Origin of the sequence: Streptococcus sp. 1171_SSPC (assembly GCF_001069335.1) — a bacterium.
GTDB lineage: Bacteria > Bacillota > Bacilli > Lactobacillales > Streptococcaceae > Streptococcus > Streptococcus xiaochunlingii.
Genome location: NZ_JWAK01000031.1, coordinates 1 through 15,720, shown reverse-complemented (window position 1 = coordinate 15,720; position 15,720 = coordinate 1). Strand labels below are relative to the sequence as shown.

At 43.8% G+C, this 15,720-nt stretch carries 12 protein-coding genes; 1 reads left to right on the top strand and 11 read right to left on the bottom strand.

All coding sequences use genetic code 11. The features are described 5' to 3' along the window. Positions 1-7 precede the first annotated feature (7 nt). The 5 genes from ADF75_RS05880 to ADF75_RS05860 form a co-directional block, all read right to left on the bottom strand. Complete coding sequence (locus ADF75_RS05880) at positions 8-937, bottom strand: ABC transporter permease (RefSeq protein WP_023022063.1); 930 nt, start codon at positions 935-937, stop codon at positions 8-10. Positions 938-1,153: 216 nt separating this feature from the next. Then, positions 1,154-3,034, bottom strand: a complete 1,881-nt coding sequence (locus ADF75_RS05875; RefSeq protein WP_048789466.1) for a beta-N-acetylhexosaminidase — start codon at positions 3,032-3,034, stop codon at positions 1,154-1,156. Further along, the gene (locus tag ADF75_RS05870) at positions 3,028-3,897 is read right to left on the bottom strand and encodes an ROK family protein (RefSeq protein ID WP_048789505.1); all 870 of its coding nucleotides are present in this window, start codon (positions 3,895-3,897) and stop codon (positions 3,028-3,030) included. Before ADF75_RS05870 ends, ADF75_RS05875 begins: the two co-directional genes overlap by 7 nt. Positions 3,898-3,981: 84 nt before the next feature. Then, positions 3,982-6,627: an alpha-mannosidase gene (locus ADF75_RS05865; RefSeq protein WP_048789465.1), complete on the bottom strand. Its 2,646-nt coding sequence runs from the start codon at positions 6,625-6,627 to the stop codon at positions 3,982-3,984. 241 nt (positions 6,628-6,868) lie between these two features. After that, positions 6,869-8,149, bottom strand: a complete 1,281-nt coding sequence (locus ADF75_RS05860; protein WP_048691324.1) for a glycoside hydrolase family 125 protein — start codon at positions 8,147-8,149, stop codon at positions 6,869-6,871. Between the two features lie 193 nt (positions 8,150-8,342). Here ADF75_RS05860 and ADF75_RS05855 point away from each other — a divergent pair, with 193 nt between their 5' ends. Next, entirely contained in the window at positions 8,343-10,421 is a 2,079-nt protein-coding gene (locus ADF75_RS05855; protein ID WP_048789464.1) for a GH92 family glycosyl hydrolase, read from the top strand. A 53-nt stretch (positions 10,422-10,474) separates the two neighbouring features. Here ADF75_RS05855 and ADF75_RS05850 read toward each other — a convergent pair whose 3' ends face one another. The 6 genes from ADF75_RS05850 to ADF75_RS05825 all read right to left on the bottom strand — a co-directional run. Beyond that, the gene (locus ADF75_RS05850; protein ID WP_048789463.1) at positions 10,475-11,020 is read right to left on the bottom strand and encodes a DUF6287 domain-containing protein; all 546 of its coding nucleotides are present in this window, start codon (positions 11,018-11,020) and stop codon (positions 10,475-10,477) included. A gap of 113 nt (positions 11,021-11,133) precedes the next feature. After that, complete coding sequence (locus ADF75_RS05845; RefSeq protein WP_048789462.1) at positions 11,134-12,633, bottom strand: zinc ABC transporter substrate-binding protein AdcA; 1,500 nt, start codon at positions 12,631-12,633, stop codon at positions 11,134-11,136. 8 nt (positions 12,634-12,641) lie between these two features. After that, positions 12,642-13,445: a metal ABC transporter permease gene (locus tag ADF75_RS05840; RefSeq protein ID WP_023022055.1), complete on the bottom strand. Its 804-nt coding sequence runs from the start codon at positions 13,443-13,445 to the stop codon at positions 12,642-12,644. Further along, positions 13,438-14,142 (bottom strand): metal ABC transporter ATP-binding protein, encoded by a 705-nt coding sequence (locus tag ADF75_RS05835; RefSeq protein WP_048789461.1) that lies wholly within the window; start codon positions 14,140-14,142, stop codon positions 13,438-13,440. The genes ADF75_RS05840 and ADF75_RS05835 overlap by 8 nt, the downstream gene beginning before the upstream one ends. Continuing rightward, positions 14,142-14,579 (bottom strand): zinc-dependent MarR family transcriptional regulator, encoded by a 438-nt coding sequence (locus tag ADF75_RS05830; RefSeq protein ID WP_048717496.1) that lies wholly within the window; start codon positions 14,577-14,579, stop codon positions 14,142-14,144. The genes ADF75_RS05835 and ADF75_RS05830 overlap by 1 nt, the downstream gene beginning before the upstream one ends. Positions 14,580-14,952: 373 nt before the next feature. Continuing rightward, the coding region (locus ADF75_RS05825) for a nucleoside phosphorylase (RefSeq protein ID WP_048789460.1) at positions 14,953-15,720 on the bottom strand (768 nt) is incomplete at its 5' end.

Genomic DNA, 15,720 nt, shown 5'->3' with positions numbered 1-15,720 from the left:
CTCCTTTCTAGAAGAGCGCTGCATTCTTATCAATCCGACGTGCTACAATATTAGAAAGTAAAACGAGAATCAATCCGACAACTGATTGGTAAAGACCAGCCGCTGCGGCCATCGCAATATCTCCTGATTTAGCAAGTCCGTTGTAGACATAGACATCAATTACGTTTGTCACACTATAAAGGGCACCTGAGTTATGTGGGATTTGGTAGAACAATCCAAAGTCAGCACGGAAGATATTTCCGATGGCAAGGATGGTCAAGACCGTAATCAAGGAAGCCAACTGAGGAATGGTAATGTGGCGGATTCGCTGCCACTTAGATGCTCCGTCCACTGTTGCGGCTTCGTAGAAGGTTGGGTCAATCCCCATGATGGTTGCATAGTACATAACACTGCTATAACCAAAGCCTTTCCAGATTCCTAAGAAGAGGAGAAGCGCTGGCCAAATGGCAACCTCTGTATAGAAGTTGATTCCTTTCATCCCAAGTGATGTTAAGATATGGTTAATCAAGCCTTTATCGACGTTTAAGAAGGCATCTGTAAAGAAGCTGATGATAACCCATGACAAGAAATAGGGGAACAACATTGATGTTTGAAACACTTTAACCAACCGTTTGGAACGCATCTCACTAAAGATAATGGCAATCCCAACGGAAACAATCAAGCCCAAGAAAATAAAGGCAAGGTTGTAAAGGACGGTATTTCTTGTAATGATATAAGCATCTTTAGAACTAAAGAGAAATTTGAAGTTATCAAATCCTACCCACTTACTCTTCATTACACTATCAATAAATCCCTCTCCGGTGATATGATAGTCTTTAAATGCGACAACGTTTCCCAAAACAGGTATGTAGAAGAATAAAATCAACCACGCTGCACCTGGTAAAACCATCAAGAAGAAAATGAGATTTTCTCTCAAGGTCTTAACAAACTTTTTCATCTGACTCCCCCCTTTGTCATTTTATTTTTTTGGTAACGTTTACATTTTTTATTATAAAACTCTATGAAAACTTTTTCAAACTCCTAATTATAGAAAAAATTCTACAAATTTATGACATAGCCTTAAAAATGGAGAAAAAAGGAGAAGAAATTCCTCTTTTCATAGGAAATCCTTCTCCTCCTTAAAATTCATTTTCTTTAAAGACAGCCTTTTGGATTAGGTCGTATAAATGGTTGAAGCTGTCGCAATAGTATGCCACTGGTTGGCCGTCGTCGCTGCGAAGTCCTTGTCTCCGTAGAAATCATTAAATGGCAGGATGTCTACTTCTAGTTCGTCGATACGAGAGATTTCGCCTGCTAGGTAGTTTTCAATGCGGCTTTCTGCGCGCTTGATGCGTTGCAAGAGCCCACCCATACGAATGTCTACTGTATCCAAGCCAAAGACCTTGTTTTCTTTCAACCATTGGTGGCTAAAGAGCTTGTGGAAGTTTTCAATCTGGCTTCTGAGTTTTGGTAATTCTTCCCTAGCAATTTGTTGCAAGCTCTCTTTATCACCTTTTTGATAGGCTTGACGAATGCGTCGGCCCACATCCACTTTACTGCTTAAAATCTGGTTCAACTGGGCCTGAGTTTCGAAAAGATAAGAATAAGTGCCCGCTTTTTCTTTAATGTCAGAAAGAATCTCAGCTGCTTGGGCAAAGTGTGGCTTGTCCTGTTCAGGTGTCATGTGCTTGTCAAGAATTGGGCAGAGAACATCCTGATAAAAGACATAGCGGTTGGGGTTGATACCACTGAGATTATCTGGTAGGTCTGGCAAGAGGTTGGCAAGATCAAGTTGCATAAAGTCCTCAACCGATAAGCCTGTGTTGGTCTTGAAGTGAGCTGATAGACGCTCTAAATCATTGCGGTAGCTGAGCTCCGCCCAGATTTGCAAACTTGGTAGAATCGAGAACTGGGCCGTTTCACCACCATTGTCCCCCCAGCCAGTCACAATAACTTCCTTGATTTGATTGGCACGGCAGGCTTTGTTGGCTTCAAGAGCGATAAGACGACTGAAATGATTATGAGGTGTAAAGCCAATCCACTTCCAAGCCCCACCTGCAAAGGCGATATCCTGGCTAATCTTGTGGTGGTTACTGAAGTTACGGTTGTATTTTTCTTCGCTATCCTGATAATAATCCCAGTAAACCAAGGTCACACGGTCTTTTAGACGGTCTAAGTAAACACGAGTTTCTTCTGGAATTTCTACCTCACGGTCGTACTGGCCATCTGCTGACATGAGCTTGAAGAACATATCGCTCCACATCTGGCAGTGGAAACCATACTTGTCTGCAATATCCAGCACGCGCTCCAAGTGTTGACACATAAGGAGACTACGGTCCACAATACCGTTCAAGATAAGGTAGCGTCCCAAACCAACCAAGTGAGCTTCATCCATCCCAATGTTGACCTTGCGAGTTTGTAGTTTAGATAACGTCGCAAACATACCGTCAATCAGGTCGTAGACTTTTTCTTCACCGATGAGGAGGATATCTTCTACATCGCGGAGTTGCTGCACTTCCTTGACACCCCATTTGACAAAGGCTGACAAGTGTGCCAAGGTTTGGATGCATGGGACAAAAGTCATGTCAAACTGTTGGGCGTAGGCTTCGATTTCCTGCAACTCTTCAGCAGCATAAGCTCCACGGAAATAACCAAAATAAGGTTGCCCTTCAATCTGATAAGTGTCTTCCATGTAAAGCTCAAAGGTTGAATAACCCATGAGAGCCAAGACTTCAATCATCTGCTTGGCCGATGCGACATTGAGCACGGCGTTGCGCGAACAGTCTGCCATGTAGGCTAGATCTTCATAGGCAGCTTTTTCCTCAATCTCTACCTTGTCCCCTTCTGCTAAAGCTGTTGCGAGCACAGACAAGGCACGGTAGAGTTGATGAGGTTTGCGGTAGGTCAGTTGATACTGCCCATTATCACCCTCGATAGAGATAGAAGCTTGGTCAGACTGAGCGACCGCTACTTCTACATCCGGTAGAGAAATGTGATTGTTTAAGACTTCGATAGCTTGGGCTTGTTTGGGACTAAGTCCTGTAAAAGTTACCATTGGTTTTCCTCCTGTAACCAGTTGACAAGGGCACCGTAGAGATTGGCATCTGCGTGATAGGTGCAGGCTTGAATGACTGGAGCGATGGTATATTCTTCATATCTTTCCACAAAGGCGTCTACCGCTTTTTGCACCCCTTTGATAAAATCTGGGTTCTGACTGATAGAACCACCTAGGCTAATGACATCTGGGTCGATTAGGTACTGGATATTGAGCAGGCCTTGAGCTAGGTTACGGTTCATGCGTTCAATGGCTTCTTGGCAGAGGGCATTTCCTGCTGCTGCCTCTTGGTACACCTTGCGGCCGTCCCAGTCAGTCTGACCAGATTTTTCGATGACATAGCGAACCATATTTCCTGTAGAAGCGAGTTGCGACCAGTTGTTGAGCTTTTCTGCCGGCTCGATGGTGGTCATGTAGCCAAACTCACCGCCCAAACCATGACGACCACGGTGTAGCTTGCCATTGATGATCATGGCCCCACCGATCCCTGTCCCAACCACGACACAGGCTGCATTTTCAATCTCAGGATGAGCTAGCAGTTCACTCAGTCCGACACAGTTAGCATCATTTTCTAGATGGACAGGAAGTCGGTGATGAGCAAGAACCTCATACCAAGAAAAACCATGAATGTAAGGAATGGCACTGATTCCTTCAATCACCCCGGTTTCTTGGTTAACAGCCCCTGGCACACTCATAGCAATCCCACGGTAGTCACGTTCTGACAAGCGTTGCTCCAACCAAGCTAGCAACTCTTCCAGAGTCTCTGGCGTTGGGGTGCTGGCCTTATCTAAAATTTTTCCATCAGGAGTGATACTGGCAAACTTAATCCCAGTCCCTCCGATATCAATCGTTGCAAGGGTCATAGCTTTTACCTGTAAAAAGGAGCGAGTCAGCAATCGATTCTTACTTTGTCGCTCCTCCTTTCTTGTTATGTTTACTTTTTGAAATTAAATTTCTTCTTTTTTGATCAATTCTGTACGAATTTCTTGTGGTGCCAATAGTCCTGAATGAACTGGATATGGGCGTTCCAGCAAGTCAAGAATGGTTTGTTGTTTGTCAGACACGCGAACATTTTCTTGGCTCATGTTGTAGTAACGAAGGACGTAACCTTCTTCATTCTCAGCAACTTTAAAGGCTGTTGGGCAGACTTGTGGCAAATTCAGTGCTGGATGGTTGAAGAGACTACCTGTTGCTGCAACGCTACCCTCTTGTTTTGCAACTTGAAGAGCTGTAAATGGCACTTGGAAGGCTTTGGCACGACGAAAGGCTGAGAAACGATCCTGAGCCTGATGGCATTCTACTGCAAACTCAACTTCGATAGCTCGCAAGCACTGGGCTTCTGGTGTTGGGAAGTAGCCCCAGTCACCGAGTTCCCCTGAAGCACGGAGAAGGGTTACAGCTATGGTGTCGTCTCCAAGAATTTCGTATTCATGCAATCCTTTGTTGGCTACGGTCACTCCTTTAACATCATCATACAAGCTGACAAAGGCTTGTTGGTGTTGTGGATTTTCAGGATTTTCCCAAGAAGCTGCTGGTTTATTCGGCCGTGTCACGACCTCATAAATGCTTTCCGAGTCATTGCTTGGACGAGTGTTATGAGTTTTGACCAAGAGACGAATGCGGTGATCCTTAGCAGTATTGGTAAAGCGCGTCTTGAAGCGAATTTGCGGGTCATCCACAAAGACGGTCATCACTGTTTCCAACGGAATGGTTGTCAGCTCTTCTGACCGTCCTGCTTCTCGGTTCATAAACTCGATAATGCCTCTTTGTTCCGCATCCAATTGTTCATCCGCGCTGACTGGGATGGTCAAGTCATGCTTGAGCAAGATTTTGGCATAGCGAGCATTATTTTCCAAGACCTCATGAGCTTTCAGCTCCGCATAGATGGGTTCTGTTCCTTTTGGTTGGAAGTAAATGTATTCATTGCCAATATCACCGCGGTCTTCGAAGCCAAGGAAGTCCTCATAAGCCTCATTGGTCGTCTTGTCGTAAAGGGTCAAGCCATCATCAATACTGAGGGTTACGAACGGCGTATCGAGAACCCCATTTTGGTAAATCCCATCATGATGGGAAGCTTTTCCTTCCAAGAGCTGGAAGGTGGTCCAAGAAAGAGGCGCTAGGTGAACCGGAACCGTCACGCGCACTTGACGCGCAATATAGGGTTGGCGGAATTTATCCTTAGGCAGGGTATAGCCAAAGCTTGCCCCCAAGTCTTCAATCTCCGCCTCTACAAGATGACCCTCTAAATCCTCTACGTGATAGTCTGGCAAGGTCAAAGCGGCCATTTTCTTGAAGCCCTCTGTCGGATGCAATTCCTTAAATGGACAAACCGCTACATCGACAATCGTGCTGACAGTGTCCACCTTGCTATGCAAGCCAGTGTTAATAACTGTAAAGAGATGCTCACTCTGAGCTTTCTGAGTCGCGAGTTTATCTTTCCATTCATTCAGAAGGTTGGTCTTGACAAAGTTTCCAACTTGGTTGACCTTGGCAAAACGAACTTCCATTTCACGGTGAACTTCGTCAATACTACAACCACAGATACTATCGTGTGGCGCATTTTGTAAGAGCATCTTCCAGGCATAGGTCAATTGATCCTTGTGATTGTGGCCACCTGTAAGGATGGTCAAAGGTTCCACCACTTGCTCTAGCAAATTGCTGTTTTCTTGAAAGGCTTGTTTGAGATAAACACGTGAAGAAGAGGTATTAGCAAGTGTGTACCAACCATCGGTTTCCTGACTGGTCAATTCTCCCGTAACCGTTGATAATTGTTCAGGAAGCGCACTTTCCACTGCTTGCACATAGTCATCAAAGGAACTATGGATAAAGGTCACATCAGGGAAAAGCTCATTGGCCACGCGAATAGCTTCACTCAAGTTCCGTTGAACCGGTTGGTGGTCGCAACCGTTCATCATCAACCATTGGTTGGTCGATGCATAGTCACGAACGTCTGCCAATTTTTGTTTCCAGAAAGCCAAAGCTTCATCTTTATCCACTGGAATTTCATTCCCATTACTGTACCAGTTAGCAAATAGAATGCCGAGTACACGGCTACCATCCGCCCCTTGCCAGTACATTTCAGAAAATTGAGAGGTAAACTGCTCATCTTCGAGAACTTGGTTGTCAAATCCGATCGGCTTCACTCCACGCCCAAAGGCTGCTACGTGGATCCCTGATTTTTGAAGGATTTGAGGAGCTTGTCCCATATTTCCAAAGGTATCAGGGAAGTAACCAATTTGAGTTGATTTGCCCCATTTGGCACATTCAGCCTGTCCAATCAAGGTATTGCGGACATTGGCTTCACTAGAGATCAGGTAATCATCCTGCAAAATATAGAAGGGACCAATCTTGAGCTTGCCCTCGTCGATATAGCGCTGTACCTTGTCGCGATTTTCAGGGCGAATTTCTAAATAGTCATCGAGGACGATGGTTTGTCCATCCAAGTGGAAACTTTTGAATTCAGGGTCATTTTCAAAAAGATCAAAGAGATTGTCAAAAAGTTCCACCAATTGCATGCGGTGACTTTCAAAAGGTAAATACCACTCACGATCCCAGTGGCTGTGAGAGATAATGTGTACAACAACATTTTCCATGAGTAAAACCTCATTCTAACTTAAATTTTTAATGTTTTAAATATAAACTTGTGATTCTAACAAGAATCAGTGAAGCTAAAGCGTGCTCCTTATACTCAATGAAAGTCAAAGAGCAAACTAGGAAGCTAGCCGCAGGTTGCTCAAAGCACTTCTTTGAGGTTGTAGATAGAACTGACGAAGTCAGTAACATATATACGGCAAGGCGAAGCTGACGTGGTTTGAATTTGATTTTTGAAGAGTATTAGCGGATATCCAAGTAATCCAAGACTAATTCACAGAACATCATGTTGGCCCAAGAGAACCATTCACGCGAATATTTGGTTGGATCATCCACGTGGAAACTTTCGTGCATGACACCTGTTCCACCATCGCAGGCAACCAACTGATCCAGCAAGAATTTCTTCTCAGCTTTATCTGTAGCTGTTAAACCTTGGATCGACAGGGCAATCGGCCAGATATAGCGATAGAAGGTATGAGAACTTCCGAGTCCGCTTGCGTACTTTCCTTCATAGAAGTAAGGATTTTCAGGGCTCAAAATAGTCCGACGAGTAGCTTGGTAGACCTCATCGTCGATCGCGCAGTAGCCAAGATAAGGAGCTGCCAACAAGCTTGGTACGTTTGGATCATCCATGATGCTAACATTTCCCAAACCGTCTACCTCAAAGGCATAAATTTTCTCGCCCTTACTATTTGTAGTGTAGGCGTAATTTTCGATTCCTTCTTGAATCTCAGCCTGCAGGCGTTTTGCATCTGCAATGATACTCTCACTATCGGCTAGATTCAATGCTGCAAAGATTTCCTGGACATAACCCAAGACAACCACTGCAAACATATTTGACGGAATTAAGTAGCTATACTGACAGCAGTCATCACTTGGACGAAAGGCTGACCAGGTCATCCCTGTCACAGCAAAGTCAGGCCCAAAGCCGTCATTTACCAAGGTATCTTCCTTACGATCGGTATCACGGACGAAACGGTATGGTGAGTTATTGTGGTCTTGCTCCACTGTCCAGAGATGAAGGATTTCCTTGGTCGCTGTGACAAAGGTTTCATCAAATTGGCTAGTCTCACCAGTTTCCTTCCACAGGAGGTAAGCCAATTGCAAGGGATAGCAAAGCGAGTCCACTTCATACTTACGTTCCCAAATCCAGCCATTCAAATCGGTGTGGTCAGTCTCGTGGTGGCCTTTCCAGTTCTCCTCAATATTAAAAGAGTTAGCATAGGGATCCTTGAGGATCAAGGTCATCTGGCGCTTGACCAAACCAGCAATGGTCTGGCGCAAACGAGGGTCTCTTTTTGCCACATGAAGATAGGGTCTCAATTGAGCCGTTGAGTCACGCAACCACATAGCTGGGATGTCCCCTGTCAACACAAAGGTTGACCCATCTTCTAAAATTTCAACTGTATTATCCAAAGTGTCTGTGTAGCAACGCTCAAACACATCCACCCACTCCGGGTACTCCTTGGCACGTTCTGCTACTTGGTCCAGCCATTCTCTGACGATTTCTTTTGAATAAGTCATTCCTTTTCCTCACACGTATCGATTCTTTCCTATTCAGTATAAAAGATTTCAGATGGGAAATACATACGCAAATTATAGCCCTTTTTCTACAAACTTTTCTAGTTTTGAAAAAGACTTTCCCATTTGAGGGGCTTCTGCTAAAATAAAGAAAGAAAAGGGCTTGAAGGCCCTAGTATGACACAGGAGGTCCCGCATGAAGACCGATATTACTCATATTGATACCCGCTTAGGAACAGACAATCACTCAGCTTATTCTAACGGCAACACCCTTCCTTACACAGGAGTTCCTTTTGGGATGAATTATTTCCTTCCACAGACGACACATGAACAGGACGCTTGGTTTTTCAACCCCAACCTTCCTATCTTTCAAGGTATTCGCTTGACCCATCAGCCTAGCCCTTGGATTGGAGATTTTTCCTGGTGTCTCCTCACCCCACTAACAGACATTCCGACTCAAGAAGACCTCTATTTCAGACAGAGCAGTTACCGGGTCCAAGAAGCTGTCTTTCAGCCCCATTATTTAGCTCTCACCTCAGAGCGCTATCAAGTCCATACAGAGCTGACACCCAGCCTCTACGGGGCCATTCTCCGCTTTAGAGGGCCGTCTGCACTTTCACTGGCCATTCATTGCCCCAATGGACTAGCTGAAGTAGAATTCGGAGAAACGAATCTACATTTCTACATCCTAGACCAAAATCATACCGACCAACAAACCTATCCTTTCTATCTTCATGTCGAATTTGACCAAGCCATCACTCGCACTCACTGGCTAGGACAGGATTTGATCCTAGAATTTGACAGCCCTACCCTAGAAGCTCGATTAGGCACTTCCTTTATCAACCCTGAGTTGGCCGAATCTCACCTTCCTACAGCTAGCTTTGAAGAGATGAAAGAAAAAGCGAGCCGCAAATGGCAAGAGCTAATGGACCGATTTGAAATTTTAGATACGGGCGGAGAGGATCGAACATTTTTCGATCACTGTCTCTACCGTAGTCTGCTCTTTCCTCAGACTTGTTATGAAGTAACCCCTGAGGGGAAAGCAGTCCATCGCGATTTCGCCCACAACCGCATTCAAGAAGGAAAATACTTCACGAGTTTGGGCTTCTGGGATCTCTTTCGGACCACCTTTCCTCTCTATAGCCTAGTCTATCCCGAGCTTTACCAGGAATTTCTCGAAGGCTTCCTCAGCCATTACCGAGATACCGGTTTCCTCCCTAAATGGCTAGCGCCGGACGAAAGAGGCATGATGCCTGGAACCCTCATTGATGGGGTCATTGCCGATGCCATTCAAAAAGGCCTAGCTCCCGACCTCCACACGGAGCTTTTTGAAGCCATGCTAGATACAGCTAGGAAGGAAGACCCAAATGGTCATTACGGTCGACGAGGAGCTAAAGAATACAAGGAATTAGGCTATCTATCCACTGACTATCACGAAAGCGTGAGTCACACCATTGACTTCTCCTATAGCGATTTTTGTATCGCCCAAACTGCCCAGCTACTTGGCAAGGAAGAGTTGGCCAAAGAATATGCCCAGTCTAGTCTTTCCTATCGAACCCTCTTTGATCCAGAAACAGGTTATATCCGGGCCAAAGATAAGAAGGGCCATTTCAGACCAGACTTTTCCCCCATCAGTTGGGGACGCGACTATGCAGAGTGCTCTGCCATTCAGGCAACCTTAGGCGCCCTTCACGACATCGAGGGCCTCAAGCAACTCTTTGGTGGAGAAGGAGGATTTACCCACTACTTAACTCGACTAGCCACTCAAGCACCGCATTACGAAGTGACGGGCTATGGCTACGAAATTCATGAAATGAGTGAGATGGCCCAAGCTCCTTTTGGACAAATTGCCATTTCAAACCAACCGAGTTTTCACATCCCCTATCTCTTCCGCTATAGCCAACACCCGGAATACACTAGCATCCTAATCCAGGCCCTTCGCAAGGAAGCCTTCCAGCCAAGCTTTCAAGCCTATCCAGGAGATGAAGATAATGGCAGCCTATCCTCCTGGTATATCTGGTCGGTTTTAGGACTCTATCCAACTTGTCCAGGCAAGCCAGTCTATGACCTAGGGATTCCCCTCTTCAAACACTTGCACCTCTTTCTCCCTCAAGAGAAAAAATGGCTGCATATCCATAGCACAGCTCACACAGCCCAAGCACACTTTCTTCAAGATGCTTCTCTTGATGGAAAAAAGGTCGACAGAGTGAGCCACCAAGACCTCTTGAAAGCGGAGAAGCTAGACTTCTACCTTTCTTGGCTCCCTAAAATCTAAAAAAGAATGAAGAGTAGGACACTCTTCATTCTTTTTCATTACACATATACTAGCTAATTCCCAACCTTATAGAGGAAAGAACCTTGTTCCGTAAAACTGTACATCCCAGTTCCGGTCCAGAGACGGTCCTTATTAACATCAGAATCATCATGGAAGATGACTTCTCCATTTTCGTCCGTTTGGTCATCAATCGTAAGCCCGGCAGGGATGAATTCCATCAAAAATCCTCCTGTAACTCCTCCGTAGACTCCTCCTGAAACAGTTCCATAATCCGTCAAGGAAAGACCATAAGACTCATATTCGTTAGAGACCAAACCATTTTGATCAAAGACGAGTTTATTCCCCTTATCATCTTTCCAGACACCAGCTACACTACTATAATCCCCTTGAGCGATTGCTTCAATATCCATCTTTGTTTTCTCTTTCTTATCACTCGAACTCTCAGCTTTCTTTGTTTCACTAGTAGCTGAGCTATCCTTCGATTGACGAACTGTACTTTCTTTACTTTCAGATCCTGTCTCCTGCTTTTTATCACCACAGGCTCCAAGGAAAAACAGTAGAGCAGAAATCAACAATAGCAAACGATACTTTTTCATCATGAATCTCCCCATATTCAATCTATTCTATAAGCCTAATTTTATCCTTTTTCTAGCAATTTGACAAGTTTCTGTTACTATCAAAAAAGGAACCAACTGGTTCCTTCTCTAATTGATTAATGGGCCAACATTTCCTGCGCAATTTCGAATCCGGATAGGTCACTTGGGTAGTAAGTAGGCCAATTTTCCAATTCCTTATAAAGAGCCTCTTGGCTTTCCCCACCGAAGAAAATATGGAAGTGAGCTGCCTTATTAGGAGCAATTTGATGGTCACTGAATTGAACATACTTGAATTCACCCGCATTCGGATCAGTTGCTTCAAAGAGATACCGCACTCCACGATTCCCTTTTGTATAGTTTAGCGTATGCTTCCCAGCATAGCGGTATTCGAACTTCTTCTCTTCGCCATTCTTATAGAAGGTCATGGTTTTGTCTGTAATGACAATCCGGTCGACATCTGTTTTATAACCTGTGGTGTAGTAGGCTTTATACTCTTCAACTGTTTTGGACTTGGTTAATTTAGCTTTGTAGTCAAAGACTTGATCCAAGGTTCCATCTTTTAGATAAGGATACACAGACTGCCAATCACCTACATAGTCTGAAAGAGTTCGGTCCTTAATAGCACTGTCCTCAAAGTAGCCATTGGCTACTGTTTTGGTGTCTTCTTCCTCTTCTGGAGCGATTTCTTTTCCAGCTTGAATTGTTGTTAACTCCAAAGATTTGAGGTTGGCTCCCATGATAGAGATGTAGTCTTCACCATCTTTCATCTGCTCATCTGTCAAGCTCTCTAATGGATTCAAAACAGCTAGATCCACACCGGTTTCAGCAGACAAGGTTTTCGATAAGGATTTAGAAGCATTTTCTTCAAAGTAGATGACCTTGATGTCATTCTTCTTGATGTACTCTGTCAATTCACTCAAGCGAGTCGCAGACGGTTCACTATCTGGTGACAAACCTGAAATAGAAACTTGATTCAAGCCATAGTCCAGGGCCAAATAACGGAAAGCTGCGTGTTGAGTAACAAAGTTTTTCTGTTTCGCTTCAGATAAGCTCTTCGTATAGCTGTCATCCAATTTTTTCAACTTGGCAATATAGGCATCCGCATTAGCTGTAAAGCTAGCCTTTTTATCTGGGTACTGTTTCACCAGTTGATCACGAATCGTTTCCACCATTTTAATGGCTCTCTGCGGAGAAAGCCAGACATGGGGATCGTACTCATGATGGTGTTCTTCCCCTCCCTCATGGTCATGCTCTTCTTCACCACCTGGTAAAAGCAGCATATTCTCCGTCGCTTTGACAACCTTGGTTTTCTTGCCATCCATTGATTTCAACAACTGAGGCACCCACGTTTCCATGTTCTCGTTCTCATAGACAAAGACATCTGACTCTTGGATCTTTGCGCGACCCTTGGCAGATAATTCAAAATCATGGGGTTCCGAACCAGACCCGATCAAGAGCTCCACATCTCCCTCGTCTCCAACGACTTGCTTAGTAAATTCATAGACAGGATAGAATGTCGTCATGACTTTCAATTTTCCTGACTGATTTTGACCACCACTACAAGCTACTAAAAGAAGACTACAAAAGGCTAACACCAGCCATGCAAGTTTTTTCATAAGATCACCTATTTTCTAAATTTAACAAAAAGATTTGAGAGCAAAAAGAAGGATACAAATAAGAGGGTAATGGTCGCACTAACCGGTGTATCCGGATAATAAGAAAGAATGAGACCACTGACCATCCCTACAAAACCAATGACCACTGCCAAAAGCATGACTGAACGGAAGGTTTTTCCTAGCTTTAAAGCAATACTAGCTGGCAAGACCATGATGGTAGATACCAACAAGGAACCCGCAGCCGGGATCATCAAGGCGATAGCCACCCCTGTCACAATATTAAACAAGATAGACATGAGACGCACGGGTAAACCATCTACATAAGCTGTATCCTCGTCAAACGTAAGAATATACATCGGACGAATAAAGAGAACCGTCAAACATAAAACAATCGCCGCTATGACAAACAGAGCTAGCACTTGCTCATCGGTAATGGTCAAGGTAGAACCAAATAGGTACTGGTCCAAACTCATGGAGCTTTTACCGCCACCCTTCATGATCACCAAAGCCAAGGCCAAGCCCGTCGACATGAGAATCGCTGTCCCTATTTCCATAAAATCTTTATAGACTGTTCGTAAGTACTCTAAAAATACAGCCGCTATAATCACCACAATGACTGTAGAAATAGTCGGGGAGAAACCAAGGAAAAGACCAAAAGCAACCCCTGATAGAGAAACGTGACTCAGCGTATCACTCATCAAGCTCTGGCGACGTAAAATCAAAAATACACCTAAGATAGGAGAGAAGAGACTCATAGCAACCATCGCCAACAAAGCCCGTTGCATAAAATCATACTGAAAGAGACTAAGCATGGTCCTCACCTCCATCTTTCTCATGGACATTAAAGCAACGCCATTGAGAATTTTGTTTTCTCACCAGGTGAATATTGCGATCTGCGTAATGACTCACCTCTTCAGGATCATGCGTAATCATCAAAACGGCCTTCCCATGATGATGGGCACTGTGGTGCATCAATTCATAAAACTCATCCTTACTACCAGCATCCATCCCAGTAGTCGGTTCATCCAAGACAAAAATATCTGGATCAGACGCAAACATTCGTGCAATGACAGCCCGTTGTTTCTGGCCACCGGATAGAGCCCCTAATGGTTTATCACGATGCTCTAACATCCCAACAGCAGATAAACTAGCTAAAATGTGCTCCTCATCATGATGATTTAACCGACGAAACCAACCCTTACGAGGATACCGCCCCGATTTCACAAACTCATAAACAGAACTGGGAAAGCCAGCATTAAAGCTTGCAATTTGTTGGGGAAGATAGGCAATTCGTAATTTTTTACCAGTTACATTTTCCTTAGCAATTTCAACAATCCCTACTTTTGGTTTTAAGATGCCAAGACTTGCCTTAATCAAAGTAGATTTGGCTGCGCCATTCTCACCAGTCAGCGTCACAAACTCCCCGCTGTCCAAGTAATAATTCACACCTTCTAGAACAGGCTCTCGATCATAATAAAATGAAAGATCTTTAACAGTGATATAACGCATTAACGAAGATCCTCCAATAAGCGGGATAAAAATTTAGAAATAACCATTTGTTCTTCTTGAGAGAATTCGCTCAAAACTTGATTATAAACAGCCAAAGTATGATCATGATGATGAGAATGTTCCTCAGCAACTGGACGCCCCAAATCTGTTAAACGGTACAAAACAATCCGAGCGTCTTTCTCATCTTTTAGAGCTTCTAACATCCCAAAAGAAAGTAATTGTTTAACAGCCTTAGTAACAGCAGCTTGACTAACATTCAACAATTTAGCAAGCTCAGAATTGGAATAATTATTCTTTGATAGTAACATTAAAATGTGTTCTTGCGTATTGGTTAAAGAAAAACCACTAGTACAAGAACCAATCAACACTTCATGCTGATTCTCAGAAATAAGTAAAATAGAATTTAAAAACTCATCGATCTGATTAGCGACTTTCATAGGAACTTCCTTTCTATTAACCAGTAAATACTTTACCGGTTAATTATAACACAGTAAAGGAAAATAGTCAAAGTATTTTCAGAAAACAATAAAAACAATTTTTAGTAACTGTTAAGTAACTCAGCGTTACAAATTGAACAAATAAAAGAAAAAGACAAGGTCCGAAAACCTTGTCTTTAGTACTATACCGGCGGCCGGGGTCGAACCGGCACGTCCTTGCGGACACTGGATTTTGAGTTCCATAACTACATTTTTTGAGCCTTATAACCTTGATTTAATAGGGGTTTAGGACTTTTGAATCTTGCAAAATAGACTCGTTTTTCAAATTTTAGTAACTTTTTGGTAACTGAAGATAAATCTCAATTTGGTTTATTTAGTCAGCCTTTTCCCAAAAGAGCGCAAATTGTATTGCCAAGTCTGCGATTCGGTCCTTACTATCTAAGTCCGAATGACTAGATAAGGTTCTGATATCCCATTTTTCTTCCGAGAGGTGGTCCGCAGCGTAGAAGAAATGGCAGAGTTCAAAGCCCCTAAAAGCTGCTAATGCCGCCACGGCAGAGCACTCCATATCGACGCAGATGGCTCCTGCTTCCTTTCGACGCTTCATCTTGTCGATGGTTTCCCGATAGGGAGCATCGGTTGTCCACACTTTTCCTGACTGATAAGAAACCTTGTGACTGTCCAGAAAAGCTTGGAAGAGAGGAAGGCTTTCCTTATTTACTTCCACTTCATCACTAGCCGGAAGATAGTGGTAGCTGGTCCCTTCGTCTCTAAGAGCTGCTGTTGGAATGATGATGGAGGTCGCCTCAATATCTTGGTCCAAAACCCCACAGGTCCCAAAGAGCACTAGTTTTTCCATCCCAAATTGAATCAAATCCTCTATAATCCCTACACAGGAAGCAGCCCCAACTGGTGCATTAAAGACAGCAATCTGTTGGTCTTCAATCGTAATCCCATAGACTAAGACTTCAAAGTTGGAAATGGAAGTTCTTGTAATGACCTCATGTTCATAATTTTCAAGGAGACGCGCAAAAGTTACTCTTGAAAAGCAAGAGATGACTACTTTGGGAAATCCTTCAATTGGTTCGTGTCGGTCTTGTGGGTTGATAATCGCCTGTCGATTGGCATCAAATTCTTCTAA